This window comes from Nocardioides sp., from assembly GCA_037045645.1.
In the GTDB taxonomy this organism is placed as follows: domain Bacteria; phylum Actinomycetota; class Actinomycetes; order Propionibacteriales; family Nocardioidaceae; genus Nocardioides.
In genome coordinates this window covers 126,187-151,769 of sequence record JBAOIH010000004.1, presented here as the reverse complement: position 1 = coordinate 151,769, position 25,583 = coordinate 126,187, and the positions used below count along the sequence as shown (strand labels likewise).

Annotated in this window: 18 protein-coding genes and 1 riboswitch; of the genes, 6 read left to right on the top strand and 12 right to left on the bottom strand. The window is 67.5% G+C overall.

Annotated elements, in window-relative coordinates:
- Nucleotides 1–29: 29 nt before the first annotated feature.
- The 4 genes from V9G04_13920 to V9G04_13905 all read right to left on the bottom strand — a co-directional run bounded on the left by V9G04_13920 (nucleotide 30) and on the right by V9G04_13905 (nucleotide 4,518).
- Nucleotides 30–1,286: an arginine deiminase gene (locus V9G04_13920; protein MEI2714350.1), complete on the bottom strand. Its 1,257-nt coding sequence runs from the start codon at nucleotides 1,284–1,286 to the stop codon at nucleotides 30–32.
- A 54-nt stretch (nucleotides 1,287–1,340) separates the two neighbouring features.
- Entirely contained in the window at nucleotides 1,341–2,801 is a 1,461-nt protein-coding gene (gene arcD, locus V9G04_13915) for an arginine-ornithine antiporter (GenBank protein ID MEI2714349.1), read from the bottom strand.
- A 170-nt stretch (nucleotides 2,802–2,971) separates the two neighbouring features.
- A complete protein-coding gene (locus V9G04_13910) occupies nucleotides 2,972–4,192 on the bottom strand; it encodes an FAD-dependent oxidoreductase (protein MEI2714348.1) in 1,221 nt (406 codons plus the stop codon).
- Nucleotides 4,193–4,236: 44 nt separating this feature from the next.
- A complete protein-coding gene (locus V9G04_13905; GenBank protein ID MEI2714347.1) occupies nucleotides 4,237–4,518 on the bottom strand; it encodes a hypothetical protein in 282 nt (93 codons plus the stop codon).
- A 111-nt stretch (nucleotides 4,519–4,629) separates the two neighbouring features.
- Here V9G04_13905 and V9G04_13900 point away from each other — a divergent pair, with 111 nt between their 5' ends.
- Complete coding sequence (locus V9G04_13900; GenBank protein MEI2714346.1) at nucleotides 4,630–5,802, top strand: hypothetical protein; 1,173 nt, start codon at nucleotides 4,630–4,632, stop codon at nucleotides 5,800–5,802.
- 511 nt (nucleotides 5,803–6,313) lie between these two features.
- Here V9G04_13900 and groL read toward each other — a convergent pair.
- Nucleotides 6,314–7,945 (bottom strand): chaperonin GroEL, encoded by a 1,632-nt coding sequence (groL, locus tag V9G04_13895; GenBank protein ID MEI2714345.1) that lies wholly within the window; start codon nucleotides 7,943–7,945, stop codon nucleotides 6,314–6,316.
- Between the two features lie 280 nt (nucleotides 7,946–8,225).
- Between groL and V9G04_13890 the strand changes: the two genes are divergently transcribed.
- Genes V9G04_13890 through V9G04_13880 form a run of 3 tightly spaced genes read left to right on the top strand, consistent with a single transcriptional unit; the run spans nucleotide 8,226 to nucleotide 11,202 of the window.
- On the top strand, nucleotides 8,226–9,470 hold the full coding sequence (locus V9G04_13890; GenBank protein ID MEI2714344.1) for a heparan-alpha-glucosaminide N-acetyltransferase domain-containing protein: 1,245 nt from the start codon (nucleotides 8,226–8,228) through the stop codon (nucleotides 9,468–9,470).
- Nucleotides 9,471–9,526: 56 nt separating this feature from the next.
- Nucleotides 9,527–10,726 (top strand): DUF2157 domain-containing protein, encoded by a 1,200-nt coding sequence (locus V9G04_13885; protein MEI2714343.1) that lies wholly within the window; start codon nucleotides 9,527–9,529, stop codon nucleotides 10,724–10,726.
- Nucleotides 10,723–11,202, top strand: coding sequence for a GDYXXLXY domain-containing protein (locus V9G04_13880; GenBank protein MEI2714342.1), 480 nt, complete (start codon nucleotides 10,723–10,725; stop codon nucleotides 11,200–11,202). Before V9G04_13885 ends, V9G04_13880 begins: the two co-directional genes overlap by 4 nt.
- Here V9G04_13880 and V9G04_13875 read toward each other — a convergent pair.
- The 7 genes from V9G04_13875 to V9G04_13845 all read right to left on the bottom strand — a co-directional run bounded on the left by V9G04_13875 (nucleotide 11,189) and on the right by V9G04_13845 (nucleotide 23,010).
- Nucleotides 11,189–12,784: a fibronectin type III domain-containing protein gene (locus tag V9G04_13875; GenBank protein ID MEI2714341.1), complete on the bottom strand. Its 1,596-nt coding sequence runs from the start codon at nucleotides 12,782–12,784 to the stop codon at nucleotides 11,189–11,191. The two genes, V9G04_13880 and V9G04_13875, sit on opposite strands and share 14 nt — an antisense overlap.
- A 2,363-nt stretch (nucleotides 12,785–15,147) precedes the next feature.
- The gene (locus V9G04_13870; GenBank protein ID MEI2714340.1) at nucleotides 15,148–19,164 is read right to left on the bottom strand and encodes a carboxypeptidase regulatory-like domain-containing protein; all 4,017 of its coding nucleotides are present in this window, start codon (nucleotides 19,162–19,164) and stop codon (nucleotides 15,148–15,150) included.
- A 142-nt stretch (nucleotides 19,165–19,306) separates the two neighbouring features.
- Nucleotides 19,307–19,582 carry a MoaD/ThiS family protein gene (locus tag V9G04_13865; GenBank protein ID MEI2714339.1) on the bottom strand — a complete coding sequence of 92 codons (276 nt, stop codon included), beginning with the start codon at nucleotides 19,580–19,582 and terminating at the stop codon, nucleotides 19,307–19,309.
- Nucleotides 19,583–19,726: 144 nt separating this feature from the next.
- On the bottom strand, nucleotides 19,727–21,013 hold the full coding sequence (thrC, locus tag V9G04_13860) for a threonine synthase (GenBank protein MEI2714338.1): 1,287 nt from the start codon (nucleotides 21,011–21,013) through the stop codon (nucleotides 19,727–19,729).
- Between the two features lie 11 nt (nucleotides 21,014–21,024).
- A riboswitch (SAM riboswitch) is annotated at nucleotides 21,025–21,155 on the bottom strand.
- 139 nt (nucleotides 21,156–21,294) lie between these two features.
- Nucleotides 21,295–22,119, bottom strand: a complete 825-nt coding sequence (gene otsB, locus V9G04_13855) for a trehalose-phosphatase (GenBank protein MEI2714337.1) — start codon at nucleotides 22,117–22,119, stop codon at nucleotides 21,295–21,297.
- Between the two features lie 94 nt (nucleotides 22,120–22,213).
- Nucleotides 22,214–22,717 (bottom strand): LytR C-terminal domain-containing protein, encoded by a 504-nt coding sequence (locus V9G04_13850; GenBank protein ID MEI2714336.1) that lies wholly within the window; start codon nucleotides 22,715–22,717, stop codon nucleotides 22,214–22,216.
- Nucleotides 22,717–23,010: a DUF3263 domain-containing protein gene (locus V9G04_13845; GenBank protein MEI2714335.1), complete on the bottom strand. Its 294-nt coding sequence runs from the start codon at nucleotides 23,008–23,010 to the stop codon at nucleotides 22,717–22,719. Before V9G04_13845 ends, V9G04_13850 begins: the two co-directional genes overlap by 1 nt.
- A gap of 68 nt (nucleotides 23,011–23,078) precedes the next feature.
- Between V9G04_13845 and V9G04_13840 the strand changes: the two genes are divergently transcribed.
- Nucleotides 23,079–24,140, top strand: a complete 1,062-nt coding sequence (locus V9G04_13840; protein ID MEI2714334.1) for a Gfo/Idh/MocA family oxidoreductase — start codon at nucleotides 23,079–23,081, stop codon at nucleotides 24,138–24,140.
- Between the two features lie 35 nt (nucleotides 24,141–24,175).
- Nucleotides 24,176–25,582 carry a trehalose-6-phosphate synthase gene (locus tag V9G04_13835; protein ID MEI2714333.1) on the top strand — a complete coding sequence of 469 codons (1,407 nt, stop codon included), beginning with the start codon at nucleotides 24,176–24,178 and terminating at the stop codon, nucleotides 25,580–25,582.
- Nucleotide 25,583 lies beyond the last annotated feature (1 nt).

The following is a 25,583-nucleotide window of genomic DNA, read 5'->3' as shown; positions in this document are numbered from 1 at the left end:
GTCGTGTCCTTACGAAAGAGAGTGTGTGGTCAGTAGTCGAGGGAGTCGCGGACGACGGGGCAGGTCATGCAACGCCCGCCGCCACGTCCGCGGCCGAGCTCGGAGGCGTCGATCGTGATGACCTCGACGCCCGCCTTACGCAGCGCGGTGTTGGTCTGGGTGTTGCGGTCGTAGCCGACCACCACGCCCGGCTCTAGGGCGACGACGTTGTTGCCGTCGTCCCACTGCTCGCGTTCGATGCCGTAGAGGTCGCCGCCGGTGTTGACCTCACGGAACTTCACGCCGAGTGCCTCGCTGAGGGTGTCGACCAGTCCGCCCTTGTCGGCGCGTACGTCCAACCCACCGTCGCCGTCGGGTCGGATGCTGAAGGGCTTGATGCCGTGCGTGACCGGGGCGTACGCCGTCACGACGTCGCGGTCGCAGAAGGTGAAGACCGTGTCGAGGTGCATCGCCGACCTGATCCGTGGCAGCGCGGCCACGATGACCCGCTCCGCGGCGCCCGCATCGAAGAGGTTGCTGGCCAACTGCGTGATCGCCTGCTGCGAGGTGCGTTGGCTCATCCCGATCAACACGATGCCCTTGCCCAGCGGCATGATGTCGCCGCCTTCCAGGGTGGCCAGGCCATGATCCTCCGGCACCAGGCCGGGGTCGAGGTCACCGAACCAGACGGGGAACTTCGCGCCCGCGAACGTCGGGTGGAATTTGTAGATCGCGGTCGTCAGCAGAGTCTCCTGGCGTCGCGCGGGCATGTACATCGGGTTGAGCGCGACCCCTCCGAAGATCCACGCGCTGTTGTCACGCATGAAGAGCGTATTGGGCAGCGGGCGTACGACGAACCCAGCTGGTTCGAGGTCGCGCAGCGTGGCCAGCAACGAGCCGCCGACCGACTTGGGCACGTCCTGGTAGGAGATGCCGCCCACGAGGAACTCCGCAAGGTGCAGCGCAGGGAGTTCATCGAGCCAGCCGCGGATCTCGCCCGCCAAGCCGTCGCCGACGAGATCGGGGATGATCTTGCGATCGAGCAACCAGGCACGACCGGCCTCGTCTTCCAACACCTGGGTCAACGACTCGTGCAACTCCAAGACCTCGATGCCGCGCTCTCGCAACTTGGCGGTGAAGTCGAAGTGGTCGCGCTTGGCCTGCTGGACCCAGATCACGTCGTCGAAGAGCAACTTGTCCGACGTCTCCGGGGTGAGTCGCTGGTGCGCGAGCCCGGGGCTCGCCACCAGCACGGTTCGCAGTCTTCCTGCCTCGGACCAGACACCGGGGGTGATGGGGGTGGTCATCTGAGGTTCCTTCTCTCTTTGCTGGTAAGCGGTTCGATCAGGGTGGGTGCTGACTCAGATCACGCTGAGCCAGCCAGCGGCGATGCCGATCACGGCGATCACCGAAGTGATGGCGACGACGCTCACGGCGCCGACTTCGACCGGAGTGAAGACGGTCTGCTTGCTCTCCTTGCGCGCCCATACATAGGCGGCGGTACCGATCAGGTAGAACAGCGCAGCGACCAGGACGTACTGCCAGCCGCCCGCGTAGACCAGCCACACGGCGTACACGAGAGCGACGCCACCGATCAGCAGGTCGCGGGCGCTGCTCTGCCCTTCGTACGTCTCGCCGGTCGCGGCGAGCTTGACTTGATACAGCGCCGACCACAGGTAGGGCAGCAGGATCAGCGAGGTCGCAAGGTAGACCAGGTTGTTGTACGTCGACGCGTTGACCAGCGTCCACAACAACATCGCTTGGACGCAGGCGTTCGTCACCCAGAGCGCGTTGACAGGGGCGCCGTGGGCGTTCTCTTTGGCCAAGAACTTGGGCATCACGCCTTCGTGAGCGGGCAGGCGCAGGATCTCGACGCAGAGCAGCACCCAACTCAGCAGCGCGCCGAGCACGGAGACCAGCACGCCGATCGAGATGAAGGTCGCGCCCCAGGCGCCGACCTGGTGCTTCATCAGTTGCGCCATCGACGGGTCCGCGAGACCGGCGATCTTGGCTTGAGCCATCAGGCCGTACGACAACAGGTTGACCGCCATCAGCAGCGCCAGCACGCCGACGAATCCGAGCACGGTGGCCTTGCCGACGTCCGTACGCGACTTGGCGCGCTGGGAGTAGACGGCCGCACCCTCGATGCCGATGAAGACCCAGACGGTCACCAGCATCATCGACTTGACCTGGGTCAGAGTGCTGCCGAGGTCGGCCTGGCCGCCCCAGACGTCAGCGGTGAAGATGCCAGCCTTGAAACCGACTGCGGCGATCGCGACGAAGGTCAGGATCGGCACGACCTTGGCGACTGTGACGATGGCATTGATAACGGCCGCACCTTGGATGCCGCGCAACGTGAGCACGTGGATCGCCCAGAGGATCACCGAGGCGCCGATGATCGCGGGCACGGTGTTGCCGCCCTCGAAGGTGGGGAACCACACGCCGAGGGTGGCCATCACGAGCACGAGGTACGACACGTTGCCGACCCAGGCGGAGACCCAGTAACCCCAGGCCGAACTGAAGCCGATGTAGTTGCCGAAGCCCGCGCGGGCGTACCCGTAGACGCCGCCGTCGACCTCGGGTTTGCGGACCGCCAGGGTCTGGAATACGAACGCCAGCATCAGCATGCCGACGCCGGTGATCAGCCAGCCGATCAACAACGGACCGGGGGCGGCACTCCCGGCCATCTGCGAGGGCAGCGCGAAGATTCCGCTGCCGATCATGGAGCCGACCACCAGGGCCGTGAGCGCGGCGAGGGAGAGCCCCTTCATCGCGGTGCGCGGACTCGGGGTGGAGGGCGATTCGATGTCCTGCACTGACATGACGATCCCTCTTGTCCCTGTTTTTGCAACGTCGTCGTTGCGTTACTACTGATTGTAGTAGGCAGGAACTGTCAGAGTGACTAAATCCCCCTGCTGGAGGTGTCGATCCGGTCACAACGTCCGGGCTGGACTGGCTAGCGGGCCGGGTCGGGCGAGCACGCCGAACACGCTCAGCGCAGCGGGTCGAACGGCCGCAACGGCTCCGGCAGCGTGCCCGTGATCATCCGCTCGGCGAGCAACCTGCCCGTCGCGGGACCTAGCGTGATGCCCCACATGCCGTGACCGCCCGCGACAAAGACGTTGCTCGACTTGGTCGGGCCGATCAGCGGCAGCCCGTCAGGCGTACACGGACGCGCGCCAACCCACTCGTCACGTCGGGAGCCGAGTTCCGCACCTCGCAGCAGCGGCCGGGCGGCATCGACGATCGCCTCGATCCGACGCGTGTCGAGCCCCGCGTCCGCGGGGCGGAACTCCATCATCCCGGCGACGCGGAGCCGGTCACCGACGGGCGTACACGCCACGCGTTGCGCCGGGAAATAAACCGGACCCGTCGGCACCTGCTCGATCGGGATCGTGAAGCTGTAGCCGCGCCCGGCCTGCACCGGCGTCTTCACACCGAACGGCCGCGCGAGCTTGCTCAGCCAAGCACCGCTCGCGATCACGACCGCGTCGTAGTCCTCGCCCGCGACGCTGACACTGCGGCCACGATCCTTGATCGAGCTGACCTGGACGCCGCTGACGATCCGGGCGCCGCGCTCCCCCACCGCCTCGGCGAGCGAGGCGACGTACTCACTCGGGGTGATGTAGCGCTGGCCGTGCAGCCGCAGCGCCGCCCCGATCGCGGGCGAGAGCGAGGGCTCGATCGCGCGCGCCTGGTTGCCGTCGAGGACGTCGTACTCCAACTCCTGACCGCTCGCGCGGATGTGCTCGATCTCTTCGAGCAGCACCTTGCGCTCCTCGGGTGAGTGATAGGCGGCGATGAAGGAGTGGGCGTCGTACGTCGGCGCCTTCACGCCGCCGTCATGCAAGACGTCAAACGACTCCAGCGCCAGGCCGTTGATCGGCACTAGCGCCTTCATCGCGACACGCCATTGGGCCATCGTGGAGTTCTTAGCGAACTTCACCAGGAACTGAAGCAGCCGACGATCAGCCGTGACGGGGACATAGACCGGCGACTTCGGCGAGATGACCGCGCGTACGCCGTACTTCAACACCGCAGGCTCGGGCAGCGGCGTTGCCAGTCCCGGCGTCAACCAGCCGGCGTTGCCCCACGAGGAGCCCGCCGCGACGCCCGTACGATCCAGCACCGTGACCTGGACCCCGTGTTCCTGGAGGAACCACGCTGTTGACAGGCCGACCATGCCGGCCCCGACGATCGCCACCTTCTCCATATTCGGACCGTAGCCCTTCCGGCGCTCGTCCGCATATGGATGCGCTAGCCGTCGCGATACATCGCAGCGTTTTCTCCGTACGCCACCTGGCGCACCTGATCGGGCATCGCCTCGGCCAACGCCTTCGCAGCCGCTGCCGAGCACCCCACGCTGAACTCGACCTCCTCATCGACCTCGCACGCCATGCTCCACGCCTTATCCTCCGGCCAGGCCAGATGGGGCGGCATGGAGCCATCCGCGGTGCCATGCCACGCGAGTTCAGCGGCATCACGCAGCACCGAGACGGGGCCGGTGAACAGCAACATCGTCCGGTGCGGAATCGGCACTCGCGGGGCTTCTCGCTGCGCAGCAACCATCGCGCTGGCCCGGCGTCCGATGCAGGCAGGAGAGCTGTCACCTGACGAGTGTGGCTCACGCGTCGGCCACAATGGTCGATCATGGCCACGCTGTCGCTCATCCATCCCTATCCCGCAACCGGGTACGCCGATCGGATCACGGGCGATGACCATGTGTGTGATGTCGCCATTCGCGGCTGCCGCTCGATTGCGGAGTTGTATACCGAAGCCCTGGGCAAACTCGAACTGGCCAACCGGGTCACTGAACTGCGGTTGTTCACCCGCCACGGACCAGATCTCGACCGGGTGCTCGCCCAGGTGCAATTGGATCGCCCCGAGGGGTTCGAGATGGCCCACGCGCACCTGCCCACGGGATTCGTCGATCGCTCGATCCCCACGCGGGCCGAGATGCTGCTCGATGTGGTGCATGGTCTGGTGAGTCGCCTTGCGCTCGCACGCGGTTGGGATCCCACGGTGCTCGAAGCGTGTCGCCAGCACGTGGTGGACAACGCCTTCGAATACCGGTGGAGCTCACCACCCAAATCATCGCCGGACCGCAAGCACACCGCGCACGCAGAGTTTCGACTCCCGCCGGACGGCTATGGCCGGGCCCGCCTCGTGGTGACTCGCCGCGACGACGACACAGTCGTCGCCACGTCGGGAGAGGCCCTGGCGTTCTGCACGAGCCAGGGCTTCGCAAGGGCAGCGAAGTCTCTGCGATGGTCCGACAAGCACGAGGTGTCTTTCGTGCCCTATGACTTCGTGCGGGCGGTGCGAGGTGGCCTGGTGCGGCTGTCGTACGAACGCCAGGCTTGGAGCAGCACCGTCGAGGACTATCTGACCGTGCGCCCAATCCCCGCCGGCGACGAGTCGCTACCCGCGTTTCGCGTCGAGATCCAGGGTCGAGGCGCAGCGGCTCCGGAGCTGCCCTCGGAGCTGCGTTTCGTCGGCGGAGGACCCATCCAGAGCGAGCAAATCACGCGGTTCCACCACGCCTTCAACCACGAGATGGAGCGGTTCGCCGGTCCTGCTGGTCAGGACTGGTGGCGGCAGTCGGGGATCCGACTACTGGACGTACAGATCAGCTATGAGACCGACAAGCCAGGCGTACGCGCGCGGCGCAGCGGCGAGCGACTGCGAGTGACTGTCGACCGACCCGATGCCTCACTGGCCACGGGCGACCCAACCCCCGCGGCGCGGGAGGCCGCACTCGAAGTCGTCGACCTGGTGCGACGCCGTACGGGCCTGGGTCCGCACCCGGAGTACGACGACTGAGCTCGCGCGCCTCACCACCCCTGCTGTGCGAGTTCACGCGTACGCTCGAACTCCACCGGTTTGAACGCTCCAAGCGGCGCGAGTTCACGCGTACGCTCGAACTCTCACCGGGCAGCAGCTGCACTCTCACCCTTGCCCGAAATGGCCGAAACCCCGGCCTCCCGTACGGGAAGCCGGGGCCTCGAGTGACTCTGTGCGACGGACGACTCGGTTTCGAGACGCGTCGCTCCCCCTCGCTTCGCTCGGGCGAGCCGACGCTCCTCAACCTGCTGTCTTGAACCGGACTTCTTCACCGCCACTCGTCGGTCGCACCCGGCTACGCCGGGGCTCCCTCCTCGCTCTGGCTCAGAAATCCATCCATATTGGACTTCTTCACCGCCACTCGTCGGTCGCACCCGGCTACGCCGGGGCTCCCTCCTCGTTCTGGCTCAGAAATCCATCGATATTGGACTTCTTCACCGCCACTCGTCGGTCGCACCCGGCTACGCCGGGGCTCCCTCCTCGTTCTGGCTCAGAAGTCCATCCCACCCATGCCGCCCATGTCGCCGCCGCCCGGCATGGCCGGGGCCTTCTCGGGCTTGTCGGCGACAACGGCCTCGGTGGTGAGGAACAGCGCGGCGATCGACGCGGCGTTCTGCAGTGCCGAGCGGGTCACCTTGGCGGGGTCGAGGATGCCAGCGGCGATCATGTCGACGTACTCGCCGGTCGCGGCGTTCAGGCCGAAGCCCGACTCCAGACCGCGCACCTTCTCCGCGATGACGCCACCCTCGAGACCGGCGTTGGCCGCGATCTGCTTGAGCGGCGCCTCGGTCGCCTTGCGGACGATCTCGGCACCAGTGGCCTCGTCACCCTCAAGGTCGAGCTTGTCGAACGCGGTCGCGGCGGCCTGCAGCAGAGCCACGCCACCACCGGCGACGATGCCCTCCTCGACCGCAGCCTTGGCGTTGCGTACGGCGTCCTCGATGCGGTGCTTGCGCTCCTTGAGCTCAACCTCGGTGGCCGCGCCGACCTTGATGACGGCGACGCCGCCGGCCAGCTTGGCGAGGCGCTCCTGGAGCTTCTCGCGGTCATAGTCGGAGTCCGACTTGTCGATCTCGGCGCGGATCTGGTTGACGCGACCAGCGATCTGGTCGGCGTCGCCCGAGCCCTCGACGATGGTCGTCTCGTCCTTGGTGATGACGACCTTGCGGGCCTGGCCGAGCAACTCGACACCGGCGTTCTCCAGCTTGAGGCCGACCTCCTCGGAGATGACCTGACCACCGGTGAGGATCGCGATGTCCTGCAGCATGGCCTTGCGACGGTCACCGAAGCCGGGAGCCTTGACGGCGACCGACTTGAAGGTGCCACGGATCTTGTTGACCACCAGGGTCGACAGCGCCTCGCCGTCGACGTCCTCGGCGATGATCACCAGCGGCTTGCCCGACTGCATGACCTTCTCCAGCAGCGGCAACAGGTCCTTGACCGAGCTGATCTTGGAGTTGGCGATCAGGACGTACGGGTCCTCGAGCACGGTCTCCATGCGCTCGGGGTCGGTCACGAAGTAGGCCGAGATGTAGCCCTTGTCGAACCGCATGCCCTCGGTCAACTCCAGGTCGAGGCCGAACGTGTTCGACTCCTCGACCGTGATGACGCCTTCCTTGCCGACCTTGTCCATCGCCTCGGCGATGATCTCGCCGACGGTGGTGTCCGCGGCGGAGATCGACGCGGTCGCGGCGATCTGCTCCTTGGTCTCGACGTCCTTGGCCATGCCGAGAAGCTGCTCGGAGACCGCGTCGACGGCAGCCTCGATGCCCCGCTTGAGGCTCATCGGGTTGGCGCCGGCGGCCACGTTGCGCAGGCCCTCGCGGACCATCGCCTGGGCGAGCACGGTCGCGGTGGTCGTACCGTCACCAGCAACGTCGTCGGTCTTCTTGGCGACCTCCTTGACGAGCTCGGCACCGATCTTCTCGTACGGGTCCTCGAGCTCGATCTCCTTGGCGATCGAGACACCGTCGTTGGTGATGGTGGGGGCGCCCCACTTCTTCTCCAGGACGACGTTGCGGCCCTTGGGTCCGAGGGTCACCTTGACCGCGTCGGCCAGGGTGTTCATGCCCTTTTCGAGCCCGCGGCGGGCTTCCTCGTTGAAAGCAATCAGCTTCGCCATGTTGTGAGCGATTCCTTCTGGTCTTTGGTGTACGACAGCCAGCGGGTCGCCCGCGACGGACGATCGACCCTGGTCCTGACGGTCCCTTCCCGGCAGGGGGTCGACCTCGACTGACGCCGGTGTCGGATTGGCACTCTCAGGTCGAGACTGCCAGCGTCATGTTTAGCACTCGCCATGGTCGAGTGCAAACAGATCGCGAAGTTTTCGAGCAAAGCGCCTGTGACCGGTTCGCGAACCGGTTGACACAGTCCTGACATGCAGCGGCCCGAGGCTTCAGGCCATGACCACCGCACTCCTCGTCGAACCCGCGAGCACTCACTCGTACGGCATCCGTCGCCGCTGGCTCGACAACCTCCCAGCCGGTCGCATCGTGGCGATCGACGTCGCCCGCTTCTTCGCCCTGATCGGCATGGTCTTCGCGCACACCGCGACGCCGTACGCCCCCAATGGCGACTATCTGTGGTGGGGCGAACTGACGACCGGGCGCCCGTCGGTCCTCTTCGCGACGCTGGCCGGCGTCTCCCTGGCCCTGATGACCGGTGGCACGAAGCCACTAAAGGACGCCACGAGTCGATACGTCGGCCTGGCCGTGCGCGCGGTGCTCGTCTTCGTGATCGGCCTGGCGCTGGCGATGGCCAACACCGGCATCCTGATCATCTTGCCGGTCTACGCGACACTCTTCTTGCTGCTGATCCCGTTCCTGCGCTGGCGCGCTCGTACGCTCTTCGCACTTGGCGGCGCCTGGCTGGTGATCGGGCCCGTCCTCTTCTTCTTGGCCAATCGGGCTCAGTTGGGCTTCAGCCAGACCGCCGACGTCGCGGCGGGCTCCAACCTCACCTTCCAAAGCGTCTGGGACTACCCCGTCAGCGCGGTCTACAGCATCTTCTTGACCGGCACCTATCCAGCGCTGGTGTGGTTCGGCTACATGTTGATCGGCGCGGGAGTCGGCCGCTGCGACCTGCGCTCGTGGCGCCCAGCCGCCTGGCTGACTGGTGTTGGCGCCGCGATGACGGGACTCTCCCTCTATTGCGCCCGGTTCGCTCAAGCGGCGTACGACACCGCGCTGGACCAAGGCGACAAGGTGGCGGGCAGCTTGATGAAGTACGACGCCCAGGGCGCGATCCCCAAGGACAAGCTCAAGGAGGCGTCCGAGCAGATCTCGCAATCGATGTACGGCGACTGGCGGACCCTGCTCGGCATCCACCCGCACAGCGGCACTATCGGCGAGGCGGTCGGCTCCATCGGCTCGGCGCTGCTTGTGATCGGGCTGTGCCTGCTGGTCGTACGCACCGGGTTCCGGCTGTGGTCGGTGCTCTTCGGTGCGGGCGCGATGACCTTGACGCTCTATGCGGTGCACATCGTCTTCACGACGTACGGCCCGACGATCGAGCACCCGTTGCGCTACAACCTGCTGCTGCTGGTCCCGGTCGGCATGGTGTTCGGCCTGCTCGGTCGCTCCGGACCGCTGGAGAAGATCGTGGCCTGGACATCCGCCAGGGTCAGCCGAGCAGTCGTACGCGGGTGACAAAGGCGAGCCGCCGGGCTCATGCGGGCCGGCCGTCGATCCGAAAGACTCAGCACATGACCACCTCAACCCCCGGAGCAACTCGGACCGCTGTCTCCGCGTCGCATTACGTCTGGCTGCAAGACCAGGCCGCTCGTTGGGAGGCCGAGGGGGTGATCACCCCCGAGCAGAGCACCCGGATCGTCGGCTCGTACGCCCCGACCCCCGCGCGCTTCTCGCTCACCTACCTGCTCCTCGGACTCGGCGCGACGTTCGTCGGCATCGGGCTGATCTGGCTGGTGGCTGCCAACCTCGATCAACTCTCGCCACTCCTCCGCTTCGCGCTCGTGGTCGTCTGCTGGCTCGGCGCGACATTCGGCTCGCACCTGCTGGCGACTCGACTCGGCCAAAGCAACCCAGTGGTCGCCGCTGCTCGCCTGGTGGCAGCGCTGCTGATCGGTGCGGTGATCTTCCAGGCCGCGCAGAGCCTGCAAGTGGCGGCGTACGAACCCAAACTCGTCGGCCTGTGGGCGGTCGGCGCACTGGCTCTCGCGTACGCAACCCGCTCGCTCTGGCCGCTCATCGTGGGCGTCGGCGCGGGCGCGGTGTGGTTCGTGTGGCAGACCACCTGGGAGACCACTGAGGTGACCTCGATCGTGTTGGCCCTGGGCGCCGCCGGTCTTCTCGCCGTGAGCTTGGGCGTGCTCCACGGACAGTGGGAGCCGCGCTTCGCGGACCTGTGGCGCGAGGTCGGCGCCGCGTTCGTGCTGGTCACGATGTTCTTCGCGGCTCTGCCGTTCGTGGAGCCGGAGTCCTTCGACCCGCACTGGTCGCTGCTGCTCGGTGTCGCGCTTGCCGGCCTCGCGCTCACCGCGGCCCTCTGGCGAGGTCAGGGTTGGGAACGGTTCGAACCGCTGATCGCGCTCGCCGTGGCCGTGGTCAGCCTCGGCCTGGTCCGCTGGGTGACCGACACCGATCTGGAGCACGTCAACGCCGGCGACTGGGCACACGTGATTATCGCGGTGGTCCTCTATGTGGCGCTCGCCGTCGCGGTGGCGGTCGCGGGGATCCTGCACGACTCGTGGCGCCTGACCCTGCTCGCGACGGGTGCGCTGGTGATCTTCACGACCTTCCAGAGCTTCGCGGTCTTCGGCCAGATCATCACCGGAGCCTGGCTCTTCCTGCTGCTGGGAGCGGTGTTGGTCGGCACCGGGTGGGGCTTTGATCGTGCGCGGCGCCGACTCGCCGCCACACTCGACGAGGAGGTCGTCCGATGAAGCGCCTGATCGCAGCGGTCGCTGTTCAACTGGCCTGCGTCGGCCTCGCTGTCGCACCGCAGTTGTCGGCGCGTACGACCGGCGATGTCTACGAATTCACGGTCGGACCGGTCGATCCGATCGACCCGTTCCGCGGGGCGTACGTCGCACTCAGCTACCCCGACCTTCGCCGCGGCGACGACGGCGCCTCTCTCGGTGTCCTCGATGACGGCCATCGTGGCGACGTCTTCGTCTCGTTGACCAAGCAGGGCGACGTCTGGGCAGCAAGTGACTGGTCACGCACCCGACCTGCGCAAGGCCCCTATCTGGCGTGCGACGACCACGGCTGGCAGATCGACTGCGGTATCGAGAGCTGGTTCCTGCCCCAGGGCAAGGCGATCGAGGTCGAGAAGGCGGTGCTGGATGAGACCGCGATCGCGCGGGTCAAGATCGACTCACGCGGCAACGCGGCTCTCCTCGACGTCACCACAGACTAGGGGCGCCACCCGTGGGCATCGCGTGCGTCACGACCGCGAACCCTTCGATGGCGACCGCCCGCCCAGCCGTCACGACCACGATCCGCACCTTGCCGGTCACAGGTCGCTTCAGGCGCGGCAACATCTTCACCTGCGAGTGCCGCGACTTCTTGGACGCCAGCGACACGGTGCCGATCTTCTTCTTGCCTAGATAGACAGCAACCTTGCCCTGCCTAGGTCCGACGGTGGCCACGACGGCCACCTGACCGGCCCGCTGGACCTTGGTCGACAGCGTTGCGCCACGACGTGAGGCTGTCGCGACGCGGCCCGCGTACGCCCACCGTTTGCGCGCCAGCGTCCACCCGGAGGCCCGCTGCAAGCGTTTCGCGCCCAGTGGAGTCGTCCAGGTCGTGGTCGCAGGGGTGGCGTCGCGGTCACCCTCGGCGTCGATGCCCGCGACGCTGAACGTGTGCGTCCCCGGCCGCGGCTTGAGACGAGACAGGCACGGCGTCGCGCTCCCGTCGAGCTGACAGGCGTACGAGACCGCGCCCTCGGCGCGCCACCGCATCGGCAGCGAGGTCCGCGCTACGACTCCCGACGGGGGCTTGATGAGCGTCGTCTCCGGGCCGATCGCGGTCGGCGTCACCGATGCCGTCGCAGCGCTGGCCGGTCCGGCGCCGACACCGTTGTAGGCCGTCACGGTGAACGAGACCGGCACTCCCCCGGCCAGGTCCTTGACCTGCGCCGAGGTGGCGGGCGCGGTGACCGCGATCGTACGCCCGCTGCCGACCTGGGTGATCAGATAACGCGTGAGCGGTGCTCCGTTGTCGGACGGAGGCGTCCACGACACGGTCGCGCTGTGCTCGCCCGCGACGGCCTTGACGTCCGTCGGGGCGGCGGGGACCTGGGCAGTCTCCCCGGTCACGTTCAGGTTGGCGGCGTAGGGAGCGGCCATCGGGCGGGCGGCATAGTCGGTGACGCCGTCGACGACGAGCCTCAGCACCGCACTGGCGGCGAATGTCGAGCTCGGGACGAACCTGGCCCCGCTCGCCAGATCGTCGCCAGCCTCGCTGGTCGCTTCGCCGAGGGGCGTCCAGTTTCCGGGGATCCGGTTGCCACTGGCGGTCAGCGAGATCCCGGACGCGAACGAGTCGGCGCGCATCAGCCGGTCGAAGGTCACCTCGACGCCACCGTCGGCGAGTTCGGCCGACGTGACCTCTGCCAGCGCCGTACGCACCATCGGCACGTCGACGTCCAAGTGCGGCGGCAGGACCCGCAGCACGCGACTGCGCGAGGTCTCGTACCCGTCCTTGGTGAACGCGACCTGCCACCAGCCCTCGGGCACGTCCCAGCCATAACGTCCGCGACCGTCGGTGATCTGCGGGTTGACCTGGTCGTACTCCTCGGCATTCCACACATGCCAGGGACCGTCTGCGGTGTCACCTTGCAGCAAGGTCGCCGTCACACCTTCCAGGCGTTGGGTGCGCGCTCCCTCGAACGCATAGCCGCTGGGGTCATAGATCCACTTCGGTGTGGCCACCGGCTGGCGCTTGCGTTCAGGCTGCTCGCGCTTCTTGCAGTCGGGGGTTGACGTCCATGTCATGACGCAGTTGCTCGGTCATGGCGTCGATGTGCTGCCCCGAGGCCTTGTCGATCGCCCAGGCCGTGACGCCGAGCGCGATCGCGCCCAGGGGGCCGAGGAAGAGTCCCCCAACCGTCATCGCGGCTCCGAGCACGTCGAAGGCGGCGGCCTGGTTGGCGATCGCGCGAGCCCGGTTGGTGAAGTTGCCGCCGGATGCGGGTCCACAGTCGTACGCGTCGAGCAGGTCGCCGAGCTTTTCGTACTTCTCTCCAGAGCCGAAGGCCGACAGCACCGAGTCGAGGTTGCTGGCTCCGTCGAAGGCCAGCTTGATGCTGGCGCGTACGACCGTGTCACCCGCCGCGCTCGGCGTGCGTGAGCCGGTGGCAGTGGCGGGCATCAGCCAGGTGTAGGTGATGTCCGAGGTGCCGATGCGGGCGTCGAGACCCCAGATCGGAGCGCCGCTCTTGCGCTGCGCGGCGAGATCGGCTGCTGACGGGGTGAAGCCTTCCACCTGCTGGGTCAAGAACGTGGCGCGCACGTTGGCGCCACCCGCGCTCGGGAGGCGCAGGTCGTACGACGCCACCTGCCCACCGCTCCCGTCGGGCGCGAAGTCCGAGACATTGCTGGTCGTGTAGCCGGTCAGCTGTGGTGCCAACGTCCCGGCGACCGCTGCTCTGGTGGGTGAACTGAGGTCCAGACGCATCGGAACGCGGTCGGCGTCGTACTCCACCGAGATCGGACCCACCGCCCACCCCGCGCCGCTGGCAAAGCCCGCGTTGTCGCCGATCCTGACGACGGTGTTGCTGACGAGTTCGGGATGGGTGAAGTTCTGCGTGACCGACATCGGCTGGCCAGGCACGTAGACGAACGGGAAGCTGGCCAGGCCGTCCTGGGTGTCCCAACTCGCCGTGCGCCCCGTCGGCAGCTCGCGGTCGAACTGGGTGATGGTGCCGCCCGACGGCACCGGATAACTGTCGTCGATGGTGACGGAATGGGCGGCGAAGTAGGTCTCGCCCGCCACGGTCGTGCTGGCCGACAACTGATGCTCCGCGCCAAGCTCGGCGCGCTCGGGTGGAGTGACCACGACCGACCAGAACCCACCGGCACCGGCGACCGTACGCCCGATCTCGGCTCCCGCATCGGCGATGACGACGGTATTGCCCGCGGGCGCGCGCCCGTTGAGCCTGACGCGGTTGGAGTTGACCGCCGCAGGACCCGAGATCGTGACGCCGCTGACCTCGACCGAGGCCGGCGAGAGCGGCTCGGTGGTGCTGCCCGACCTGATGTCCACCCGTCCAGCGATCGCTCCGATCGCCTCCGGCGAGAGCCGCAGCCAATAGCGCAGCGTCCCCGTGCCGTCGGTCGGCACAGCCCCGACGGCAACATCGACAAACCCGTCACGCGTGGTCGCAACCACGGGTCTCCCGTCGAGCAGGATGCTGTCCGGGTCCAAGGTGGTGCCTGCGGGGACGGCGATGCGGGCCGTCACGCCGGTCAAGGCCGAGCCCTGGTTTCGCCACGTCGCGCGGAACTCGACGTTGCCTCGGGGCGGGGCCGACAGCACCGGCGCGGTCACCACGTTGTCGACTCCCCCGAAGTGCGGCAAGGCGGCCAGCAGCATCGGCTGGAGCGTGATCGCGTCATCGCTGGGCGCGACCGTGAAGCTGCGGCGTCCACTGAGCGAGCCCGACGTGACCAGGAGTTCATAGTCGCCAGGGCTGGTCGCGAGATCCTCGACGCTCGCCCACCCGTTGCGCCTCGACACGACGTCCCAGCCGTCGCTCTGGTGACGCGACAGAGTCCACGAAATGCCCCCCACGGCGGCGCCCGAAGCGTCCTGCACAGGCATCGTGATCGCCTTGGCGCCCACCGCGTGGACGGCCAGGTCGACATCGTGCGAGACCGGCAACACCACGGAGGCACAGGTCGGCACGAGTTGAGGTTCGTACGACGTCAGGCACCACTCATAGGTCTGGCCGGGGCGGCCGTACACATTGATCACGCTGGCTCCCGCGCCATCGGTGACCTGCGAGCTGGCCATCGCCGAGACACCGTCGAGGGTCGCGCGGGCGCCGTAGTGCACGGCCGTGCGCCAATCCATGACGATCGGGCCGACTTCGGGGGTGGAGCCGGTCTGGGTGAAGAGCGAGAAGTGGATCCGATAAGGGATCGGCCCGTCGAGTTGCAGATCCGCCGTCGCTGGCCCGTCGGTCAGATCGACGTCAGCACGCGCACTTCCCCAGCCTTCGGTGACGCGTACGCGGCCACGGCGCAGCAGCCCGGAGATCTGATAGCGACCTGCGGCATCGGTGGTGTCGGTGAAGGTGTGCGAGCCACCTCCGGGCCTGGCCTGGTCGAGCGAGACGACCAGTCCGTCGGCCGCATCACCGGCGCTGTCGGTGACCGTGCCGGACACCGTGGTCCGCGGCAGGTTGGCAGGCGCCAGGTCGATCGAGTTCGCACCGGCCGTGAGCGTCACCGTGCGCGCAGCCGTGACCAGCAGGTCGTCGGGGTCGTACGTCGGCTCCAATCGGGAGCTGATCGCCAGCACGCAGACCGGAGACAGTCATGGGGAGAGCACCCAAGGCTCCGCCGGCTCGGAACTCGTCGTTGCTGGAGTCGTAGACCGCCAGGCTGCCCTGGGCGGCTTGGCCTCCCGGCTTCTTCGCGATCACGCTCAGGCTCGCGGGCGCTCGCAGCGCCACCACGACATCGCTGACCAGCCCGCCGCGCAGCGCGATGGCGCTGTCTTTGGCAGCCACCCGGCGCGAGGAGTCGTACGCCGTGACGACATAGTCATCGGCGCCACTGAAGCCGTCGAAGATGGCTGCCTCGCCACCGTTGGTGGCCTGGGTCGCGTATTGCGACGTCGTCACGCTGCCGACGTTGACGGTGCCACCGACGAGCGAGCCGGCCGCGCCGACCGTCACCGTCGCCTTGGCGGAGACTTGGAGCGCGGGTGAGCCCGAGGTGCGGTCGAGAGTGGTGCCGTGACCGTCGGAGACCGTGGCCTTGACCTGGTCCACTCCGGCGACACCGTCCACGAGGTTGAAGGCGCCTCGATAGCTGCCTTCACCGTGTTCTGACAGAGGTACGACGCTGGTCATCTCGCGGGGCGCGTCGAGGAGGTGGTGGGCGTCGTCGTACCAGGATCGATAGGTCACCGTCGCGGTGACCTCACGCCCGGGCTCGGCGGTCGCGGCCAGGTCGATCGCGGTGCCGTAGCGCGCGGTGTTGCCCGAGACCCGATCGGCGGGAGTCATGCTGACTGCGGCCAAGCTCAGCGCTGCGGTCTTGACCGTCCCGATCTGGGTGTACGGCGCGACGGTGGAGCCGGTCTTCTTGAAGACCTGCACGGTGAAGGTCGTGTTCGCGGCAAGTCCGGCGGCACGGAAGCTGGTGGCGGTGGCTGACAGGGTCTGCTCCTCGACCAGGGTCTCGCCGAGGAAGGTGCGTACGACCATCGCGTCGGCGCCGCTGGCGGCCTCCCAGTTGCCGCTGATCACCCCGCCTCCCGACGTGGTCAGGTCGAGGGTGCGCAGAGTCGTGGTGGTGTCGTCCAAAGTGCGGGTGTCGACGGTGGGGCCGGTCGTACTCTCATTGCCGACGGCATCGACGGCTTCGACCTTGAAGTGATAGTCGGTGTCGGCGGTCAGGCCGGTGACACGAAGTTGGCGGTTGCTCGTCGAGCCGACCAGGGTGCTGCCCTGATAGACGTGATAGCCCGCGACCGCGACGTTGTCGGTGGCCGCCGGCCAGGTGAGGCGTGCGTCTGTCACTCCCGGTTCGGCCGCCAGCGCGGCACCACTGGGCCAGGTGGGGGCCGTCTTGTCGGCATCGCCAACGACCAGTTCGCTGGTCGGGTTGTCCTCGATCCGCCAGGAGGCCCGCTGGCCGTCTGCGGTGATGGAGAAGTTCTGGGGCTGGTGGTCGAGGTCGCGCCGTCCATTGGGTAGCGCATTGACCAGAACGTGCGAGTTGTCCGCCAGGTTGAGTCGCCACAGTTGGCGATCACTCTCCCCGGCCTTGGGGCCGTCTGCTTGCGTGAAGAGGTGGCTGCCGTCGCCTGCGAGGGTGAAGTCGAGGGCGCCGGAGTTGCCCGGGACGGGTTGCAAGAAGTCGGGGACCACGTCCGCACCAGTGGTGCGGTTGAGCACGTGCACGGTGCGGAAGTTGGTCACGTCATCGACCACGCCAAAGGCGATGATGTTGCCGTTGCTCGACAGGCTGGGCGCCTCGAAGGTGTCGCCTGGCAGGGTGCGTACGGGGTCCTCGACGCCGGTCGCCAGATTGAGCACGTGCAGCCGCCAGGGCGGGCTGTCTTCGACCAGTTCCAGCCAGGCCAGCGTGCTCCCGTCGGCCGAGAGTGCGAACTGCGGAGTCTCCGTCCGCGAGCCCACGGTGATGACGCGTCTGCTCGACTCGACTCCCCCGGCACCGGTCACCACGAGGATCTGCGACAACGTGCCGCCGCTGGCGGGGTACCTGCGTTGGACGACCGCGAAGACGCTGCCATCAGCAGACAGCGCGGGCCGCGGGCCGAGGTCAGGTGGTGCGTTGTCGTCTGATGCGGCCGGATCGGGCTTGATCCGCCAGATGTTCCCGTTCTGCTGATCGAAGACGAAGCCGTCCCAGCCCCATTCGGTGTCCCCGGCCACGACTCCGGGCTGCTGGGTCGAGAAGGCCGCATACCTCCCGGTGGCGGACAGCGCAGGTCGGGCGGCGTACTGGAAGCGCACCGGCTGACCCGACGAGTCGAGCAGCGGCTTGTCGTCGCCGGTCGCCAGGTTGTGCAGCACCCAGCCGTCCGCGCCCGAGCAGCCTTCGGTACACAAACTGCCGTCGGTGGCCAACGCCATCACCTGACTGCCGTCGGCACTCAAGACCGAGTCGAGAACACGTACGGCCGGCGCACCGCCGGTCTGAATCTCCACCGGCCGCGTGGCGTAGGTCGGTGCTGCCGGTCGATCCATCGTGAACGTCCGGCTCAGGGCGCCGGTTGCTGGCACGGTGATGTCGAAGAACGATCGCTCCGCGTCGAAGGCCCAATCCGGCGGCCGGATCACCAACCGCTGTGCGCCCGCCGCGATCCGCAACCCGAAGACTCCGTCATCGTCGGTATACGCCGATGCCACCAGGTCGTCGCCGGAGCCGACATCGGGGCCGTACGCGTTGACGTACGCATTGGCGACCGGCAGCCCGTCGGCCGTCACCACGGTGCCGACCACGTTCGGCTTGGCCAGGGTCAGATCGACGACCTTGGGGAGCGCCTCGACCGTCACGGTGCGATAGAGATCGAGATCCTCGGCATGCGACCTGGACGAATAGGCCCCGACACCATAGGTGCCCGGAGGCAGATTGAAGGCGTATTGCCCGGCGGAGTTCGTACGCGTGGTGGACGCCACGAAGTCGGCATGCGAGACGAACACGACCTGAGCACGGTTGAGCGGTGTGCCGTCGGCACTGCGTACGGTGCCGGTGACGGTGGCGTTGGAGAGTTCGACGTCCTTGGTCAGCGGGGTGTTGGTCGCGGTGACGTCGAACGTCGCGGTCTTGCCGTCGGTCCACAGGTTGGCGTTGGGGTCGGGAGGTTGCGCCGTCAGCACATAGCTGCCCGGGGCTGGGGCGAAGCCGAAACTGCCGTCGCTGCGCGAGATCGCCACATCGGCCACCCCGCCCGCCGCCGGCTTGAGTTGCACCTGGGCGCCCGCCACGACAGGACCGCCGCCGGGGGCACGGACCACGCCGCGCACCGTGGGTTGCGACAACGCGAAGTCGAGGGTGAGCACGCCGGTCTCCGGGACGACTGCCTCCTTGGTGCGGGCGGCGTCGAGTGTGGGCGCGGCAACCGACGGCACGGCGGTGGCGGTATAGGTCTCCGGTTGCAACCAAGCCCGATAGGTGCCGTCGGGATAGGTCAATGCCCAGGGGTAGGAACTCTCGAACTGCCGGACGACAGCCCCCGCGCTCGGCGTGCCGTCCGAGGCGGTCACGGTGCCGCGCACGTTGCTGGGCGGCAACTGGACGTTGCGTACGACCGGTGTGGCCTTGGGCTTGTAGAGGCCCCCCGCCGCGCCCATTGCCGGCGCCTTGGGGTCGGCCTGCGGGGAACGGGCCATCACCAGATAACCCACCGGGTCGGTGGGCGCGGTGAGGAACTCGTACGCACCACTGGCGTCGGCCGTCACCGACGCAACCGGCTCTCGTCCGGCGAGCGGGATCAAGAAGACCTGGGCTCCCCCGACCGGGTTGGCGTCGGTGTCGGTGACGGTGCCGCTGAGCGGGGCGGTCGAGGCGGCGTACGCGGGAGTGGTCGCCAGCGCGACCACCTGCAGGGCGGCGGCGAGGAGCACCAGCGGCACCGCGCGCGCGAGCGTCTTGATGAGTCGGTTGACCGGCACTGGAATGACCTCCCTCGATGCGATCGCGTACGACCGCCTGTCGACGCTAGAGGTCAGCGCGCGCCGCGGGATATGCCCAGGTCGAACTTTGTGGCCCGACTGCACAAATCACCCATACGGGTGACGCTGCGAAGGTCAGCGCTCAGCCGCCCGCGACAGCGGGGATCACCGAGATCTGGACGCCGTCGGGCGTCGGCGTCTCCAAGTTGTCGAGGAAACGTACGTCGTCATTGCCGACATAGACGTTGACGAACCTGCGCAGATTGCCCGCCTCGTCGAGGATCCGGCCCTTGACGCCCTCGTAGTTGCGGTCGAGGTCGTCCAACACTTCGGCCAGGTTGGCGCCCTCGGCGCTCACCTCGGACTCACCACCGGTATAGCTGCGCAAGATGGTGGGGATTCGCACTGAAACGCTCATCGGGGTTCCTTTCGACGGCTGAGGACGTGGTCGGTATTCGGTGGAGCGAACGCAGTGAGCGTCTCGAAACCACCGGTCGGTATTCGATGGTTGAGGAGCGAACGCAGTGAGCGTCTCGAAACCACCCAGGCCCCACCGCGGAAGTCAACTGCCGAGGTCGGTGGCGGCGAAGGCGGCGTACGTCGGGGCGATGGTCGCGGCCGGTCCGACGCGGTCGGCGACCGCATCGAGGGTCTTCAGGCCCATCCCGGTGTTGATCACGACCGTCTCGGCGTCGGGGTCGAGCTTGCCGGTCTCGACGAGCTTCTTGAGGACGCCGACCGTGGTGCCGCCCGCCGTCTCGGTGAAGATGCCTTCCGTACGCGCGAGCAGGATGATCCCGTCGCGGACCTCGTCGTCGGTGATGTCCTCGACGGCCCCGCCCGTACGCCGGCAGATGTCGAGCACGTAGATGCCGTCGGCCGGGTTGCCGATGGCCAGCGACTTGGCAATCGTGTCGGGCTTGACCGGCCGGATCGCGTCGGTGTCGGCCTTGAAGGCGGTGCTCACCGGCGAGCAGCCGGTCGCCTGCGCGCCGAAGATCTTGTAGGGCTTGTCCTCGACCAGACCGAGCGTGATCAGTTCCTGGAACGCCTTGTCCACCTTGGTCAACTGGGAGCCGGAGGCGACCGGAATGACGATCTGGTCGGGCAGCCGCCACCCGAGTTGTTCGGCGATCTCATAGCCCAGCGTCTTGGAGCCCTCGGCGTAGAAGGGGCGCACGTTGACGTTGACGAACGCCCAGCCCTCCTCCTCACCCGCGATCTCCGAGGCGAGTTTGTTGACGTCGTCGTAGTTGCCGTCGACCGCCACCAACTGCTCGGTGTAGACCGCGCTGTTGACCTGCTTGGCGTGTTCGAGGTTGCTGGGGATGAAGACGACCGTACGAATCCCGGCGCGCGCACCAGCCGCAGCGACGGCGTTGGCCAGGTTGCCGGTGCTCGGGCAGGCGAAGACCTTGGCGTCGAGCTCGCGAGCCGCACTCAGGGCACAGGCGACGACGCGGTCCTTGAAGGAGTGGGTCGGGTTGGTGGAGTCGTCCTTGACCCAGAGCTTGGTCAGGCCGAGTTCCGTGGCCAGGTTGTCGGCCAGGAGCAGCCGGGTGAAGCCCGGCTCGGTGTTGGGGCTGGACTCGATATCGGTGGGCACCGGCAGCAGCGCCTTGTAGCGCCAGATGTTGCGGGGGCCGGCTTCGATCTCCGCGCGGGTGATGGCCGGGAAGTCGTACGCCACCTCAAGTGGACCGAAACACTCCGGACAGGCATAGAACGGACCGAGGGCGACCTCGGTGCCGCATTCGCGACAGGCCAGCGTACGGGCGTTGCCGAAGGCTCCCTCGCGCAGACCAGACGTCGTCCGACAGTCTTCTCGCTCGATGGTGGCGGCGCTCATGGAAGTCCTCCTTCTCATCTGCCCCGGCGACTCTCACCGGGTCGGATTTGGCACCGTTTCCGCGACCGCACCGTGGTGCGGGAGGCTCGCGGCGGTTGCCGGGACTTCGTCGGGCCGTTCCCTCAGTCCCTCTGGATGAGCTGGTCAGAACTCTAGGGACGCGAGCCGGGTGGCTCCTAATCGTGATCTCATTCCTTGGGATATGCATCCATACTTTGAGATGCGTAGTTCAGTGCGAAATGGTCGGGATTCCGCCCCGCGGACAACCATTTCGCACTGGACTACCTCGAAAGGTCGTTCAGGAAATCCAGCACACCGTCGGGGCCAGGGACGACCAGGTCGGCGTACGCCTGGAGTTCGGTGTGGTCAGCTGACACCGAACAGACCCGCAGTGTCGGCAGGCCGTCTTGAGCCAGGCGCTCGAGGGATGCGTACGCAGGGAGGTCGCCGAGGTCGTCGCCTGCGAAGACGAACGCGGTCGGGTCGAGTTCGGCGACCAACCGGTCGACCACCTTGCCTTTGTCCATGTCGCCCGAGCGGATCTCGATCACGAACTTCCCGGGTTCCACGTCGAGACCGGCGTCCAGCGCCGCCGCCGACAACAGCGGGAACAACCGCTCGAACGCGTCCTTGGGGTCGGGCAGGCGGCGGGTGTGGATCGCGACCGCCAACCCCTTCTCCTCGATCGTCGCGTCGGCCGCGTCAGCCTGACGGAGCAGTCGCGGCAGATTCGCGATCAGCGTCGAGAGACCGTACGGCGGTCGCGGCGAGACGATCCTGGAGTCGGAAGAAGACCAGTGCTCGTTGCCGTACTGCCCGAAGACCTGCAGTTCGCGACCGATCCGCTCGAATTCAGTGCCCAGGTCGTCGAGACCACCCAGACTGATCGCCTGGCGCGCGGGGCGCCCGGTGATCACGGCGACGGCACGCACCCGTCGAGCCAGGGGCACCAGGACCTGATGCGCGCGCGGGTGAATCCGCGCACGGGCCGGGTCCTCGACGATAGGCGCCAGCACCCCGTCGAAGTCGAGCCCGATCACCGCCCCACCCAGGTGCTCACGAACCGAGTCGAAGCGTTCGCGAGCATCAGTCGTCGTGAACTCCACGCCACCAGCCAAGCATGCTGGACACGCGTTGTGTCCGCTAAGCCCCCGGTTCTCCAGGGGTTGAGCGGACCAGGGTCCGCTCGACCACGGCCGATCAGCCCAGATCCGCGGCCAAAATCACCGTAAGCCGATCAAACTTCATCGGGGCCACCGCGGGCTGCACCCGGGCGATGCCGAGGTCGAGCGCCAATTGCCGACCCGCCCGGCGCAGATTGGGCGGAAAGTAGACGGTGTTGGCGGGAATGGTGCCCACCCAGTTGTCGGAGCCGACCACCTGCCAGCCGGCGTCGGAGGCCTTGGTGCTGACCCGACCGGCCAGGCCGGTGATCCCGGTGTTGTTGTAAACCTCGACGAAGATCTTGCCGCGCTCAAGGGCCGGCTTCTTCGGCTTCGGCTTGACCGACTTGGTCGCCGAGGCAGTCGGGGACGACGACGCGGTCGAGGCTGCGGCCGGCGTGATCTCGCGCTCGGTGGGCTCGGCCCCGCGGGTGGCGACGTAGGCCAGGCCGGCCATGAAGATCGCGATGATCGACAGCATCACCACGGGCGACGGATACGCGACCCCCCGCTCGTTGCGCACCTGATTGCGTACGAACATCAGACCTCGAACCCGAGCCGACGAGCCGAGCGCTGACGCTGACGTGTGGCCCGCAGGCGACGCAGTCGGCGTACGAGCAACGGGTCGGCGGCCAGGGCCTCCGACTTGTCGATCAGGGCGTTGAGCACCTGGTAATAGCGCGTGGGCGACATGTCGAACTTCTCGCGAATCGCCTGCTCCTTCGCGCCGGCGTACTTCCACCAATGCCGCTCCAACTCCAAGATGTCCAGGTCACGCTCGCTGAGCGTCGGCTGCTCCGCGGAGGCAGTGGTGTGCGCATTAGCGGCGGTCATGGAGTGGCTCCCATGGGACGAGATCAGGTGGAGGGAAGTGCTCCCACTTTAGGCCAGGAATCACACGCATGTCATTCGCTGCCCCGCGCGTCGTGCGCGACACGCCGAGGAATGACGGCGCGGCGTACGGCACCATGGCCCGGGTGATCGAAACCGTTCGCTGGGGAATCCTCGCTCCTGGCCAAATCGCCCGAGCCTTCGCCGCCGATCTGCGCCACGTGCCGGGCGCCGAGGTGGGCGCGGTCGCCTCTCGTGACCCGAGCCGCGCGGCGGCGTTCGCGTCTGAGTTCGGGGGTCGCGCCCACGCGTCGTACGACGCCCTCGTCGCCGACTCGGAGGTGGATGTCGTCTATGTCGCCTCGCCACACCCCCTTCATCTGGAGCAGGCCAGGTCGGCGCTCGAGGCCGGCAAGCCCGTCCTGGTCGAGAAGCCGATCACCCTCACCCGAGCGGGCGCGCAGGAACTGGTCGACCTGGCTCGTGAGCGCGGCGTCTTCTTGATGGAGGCGATGTGGATGGCCTGCCATCCACTGATCCGCGAACTGCAAGCCGGTCTACGCGACGGCCGGTGGGGCACCCCGCGGCAGGTGCACGCCGACCTCGGCTTCATCGCCGACCGTCGAGAGCACGAGCGACTCTTCGATCCGGCGCTGGGGGCCAGCGCCCTGCTGGACATGGGCATCTACCCGGTCACGTTCGCGCACCTGATGCTGGGTGCGGGCGAACGGTGGACCGCGGTGGCCGACGTGACCGACAGCGGGTACGACCTCGACATCGCGATCGCCGGACGCCACGTTGGCGGTGGTCTCAGTGCACTCACCGCGAGTACGACCTCGCAGTCACCGCGCTCGGCCACCATCGCCACGACCGAGGGCCTGATCGACATTCCAGCGAACGCCCACCACCCGGCGTACGCCGTGTTCACCGACCGCGACGGCGTACCTCACCGCATCGATCCGCCCACACCGGTGCTCGGCCGGGGGCTGGGCAACGAGGCGGTCGAGGTGCAGCGCTGCCTGGCCGAGGGGCTGTTGGAGAGTCCGCTCGTGCCACACGAACAGAGCCTGCACCTGATGGGAGTCCTCGACGATCTACGCGCGCAGGTCGGCGTCCGCGTCACCGGAGGGTGAGCACAGTACGCGGACCCGATGTCTACTCTGGGCGGGTGAGCCCGAGACGTACGACCGACCAGGCCGACCTCGTGATCGTGGCGAATCGGCTGCCCGTGGACCGGATCACCGACAGCGACGGCAACCCCGGGTGGCGACGCTCCCCCGGAGGCCTGGTCACCGCCCTGGAGCCGGTCCTGCGCGCCAACGACGGGGCCTGGATCGGCTGGCCCGGTGGCACCGAGCAGGATCTGGACCCGTTCGAGGAGGACGGCCTGTCCCTGATCCCGATCACGTTGGCCGAGGACGAGGTCGAGGAGTTCTACGAGGGCTTCTCCAACGCCACCTTGTGGCCGCTCTATCACGACCTCGTCGCCAAGCCGGAGTTCCACCGCGAGTGGTGGGACAGTTACGTACGCGTCAACCGGCGCTTCGCCGAGGCAGCAGCCCAGACGGCCGCCGAGGGCGCCCGGGTCTGGGTGCAGGACTACCAGCTCTCGTTGGTGCCGCAGATGTTGCGCGACCTGCGACCCGATCTGCGGATCGGCTTCTATCTGCACATCCCCTTCCCGCCCAGCGAACTGTTCGTCCAACTCCCCTGGCGTCGCCGGATCCTCGAAGGGATGCTCGGCGCCGATCTGATCGGCTTCCAACTCCCCGGCGGTGCGGCGAATTTCGTACGCCTGGTCAAGCAGCGCGTCGGCCACAAGACCGCCCGCGACGTCGTCCACATGCCCGACGGGCGCGACGTGCGGGTCAGCGCGTTCCCGATCTCGATCGATGCGCGCGGTTTCGAGAGCCTGGCCCGCTCGCAGAAGGTCAGCGACCGCGCTGCCGAGATTCGCGACGCTCTGGGCAACCCGAAGACGATCTTCTTGGGCATCGACCGACTCGACTACACCAAGGGCATCTTCGCTCGGCTGCGCGCCTTCGGAGAGCTGGTCGCCTCGGGCGACCTGCACGTCGGCGAAGCGGTCTTCGTCCAGGTGGCGACGCCGTCTCGTGAGCGGGTCGAGCAATACCGCCGCCTGCGTGACGAGATCGACCGTCTGGTGGGACGTCTCAACGGTGACCTGGGCAGGATCGGTCAGCCGGTGATCTCCTACCTCCACTCTTCCTACGGTCGCGACGAGATGGCCGCGCTCTATCGCGCCGCCGACGTGATGGTGGTGACGCCCTACCGTGACGGCATGAACCTGGTGGCCAAGGAGTACGTCGCCTGTCGCTATGACGACGACGGGGCGTTGGTGCTCTCGGAGTTCGCCGGTGCCGCCACCGAGTTGCGGCAGGCCTGGACCGTCAATCCGTACGACCTCAACGGCATGAAGACGACTCTGATGACGGCGGCGAGCGCCGAGCCGCGAGAGAAGACCAAACGGATGCGTGCGATGCGCCGTCAGGTGAGAGAACACGACGTGGCCGCCTGGGCCGACAACTTCCTCGGCGCGCTTTCCGGCGACTGAG

Coding starts and splice junctions, on each gene's coding strand:
- V9G04_13850 (MEI2714336.1), bottom strand. CDS start 22,717: ATGTTCGTACGCAATCAGGTGCGCAACGAGCGGGGGGTCGCGTATCCG.
- groL (MEI2714345.1), bottom strand. CDS start 7,945: ATGGCGAAGCTGATTGCTTTCAACGAGGAAGCCCGCCGCGGGCTCGAA.
- V9G04_13840 (MEI2714334.1), top strand. CDS start 23,079: ATGTCATTCGCTGCCCCGCGCGTCGTGCGCGACACGCCGAGGAATGAC.
- V9G04_13880 (MEI2714342.1), top strand. CDS start 10,723: ATGAAGCGCCTGATCGCAGCGGTCGCTGTTCAACTGGCCTGCGTCGGC.
- thrC (MEI2714338.1), bottom strand. CDS start 21,013: ATGAGCGCCGCCACCATCGAGCGAGAAGACTGTCGGACGACGTCTGGT.
- V9G04_13920 (MEI2714350.1), bottom strand. CDS start 1,286: ATGACCACCCCCATCACCCCCGGTGTCTGGTCCGAGGCAGGAAGACTG.
- V9G04_13885 (MEI2714343.1), top strand. CDS start 9,527: ATGACCACCTCAACCCCCGGAGCAACTCGGACCGCTGTCTCCGCGTCG.
- V9G04_13910 (MEI2714348.1), bottom strand. CDS start 4,192: ATGGAGAAGGTGGCGATCGTCGGGGCCGGCATGGTCGGCCTGTCAACA.
- V9G04_13875 (MEI2714341.1), bottom strand. CDS start 12,784: ATGACATGGACGTCAACCCCCGACTGCAAGAAGCGCGAGCAGCCTGAA.
- V9G04_13865 (MEI2714339.1), bottom strand. CDS start 19,582: ATGAGCGTTTCAGTGCGAATCCCCACCATCTTGCGCAGCTATACCGGT.
- arcD (MEI2714349.1), bottom strand. CDS start 2,801: ATGTCAGTGCAGGACATCGAATCGCCCTCCACCCCGAGTCCGCGCACC.
- V9G04_13890 (MEI2714344.1), top strand. CDS start 8,226: ATGACCACCGCACTCCTCGTCGAACCCGCGAGCACTCACTCGTACGGC.
- V9G04_13845 (MEI2714335.1), bottom strand. CDS start 23,010: ATGACCGCCGCTAATGCGCACACCACTGCCTCCGCGGAGCAGCCGACG.
- V9G04_13900 (MEI2714346.1), top strand. CDS start 4,630: ATGGCCACGCTGTCGCTCATCCATCCCTATCCCGCAACCGGGTACGCC.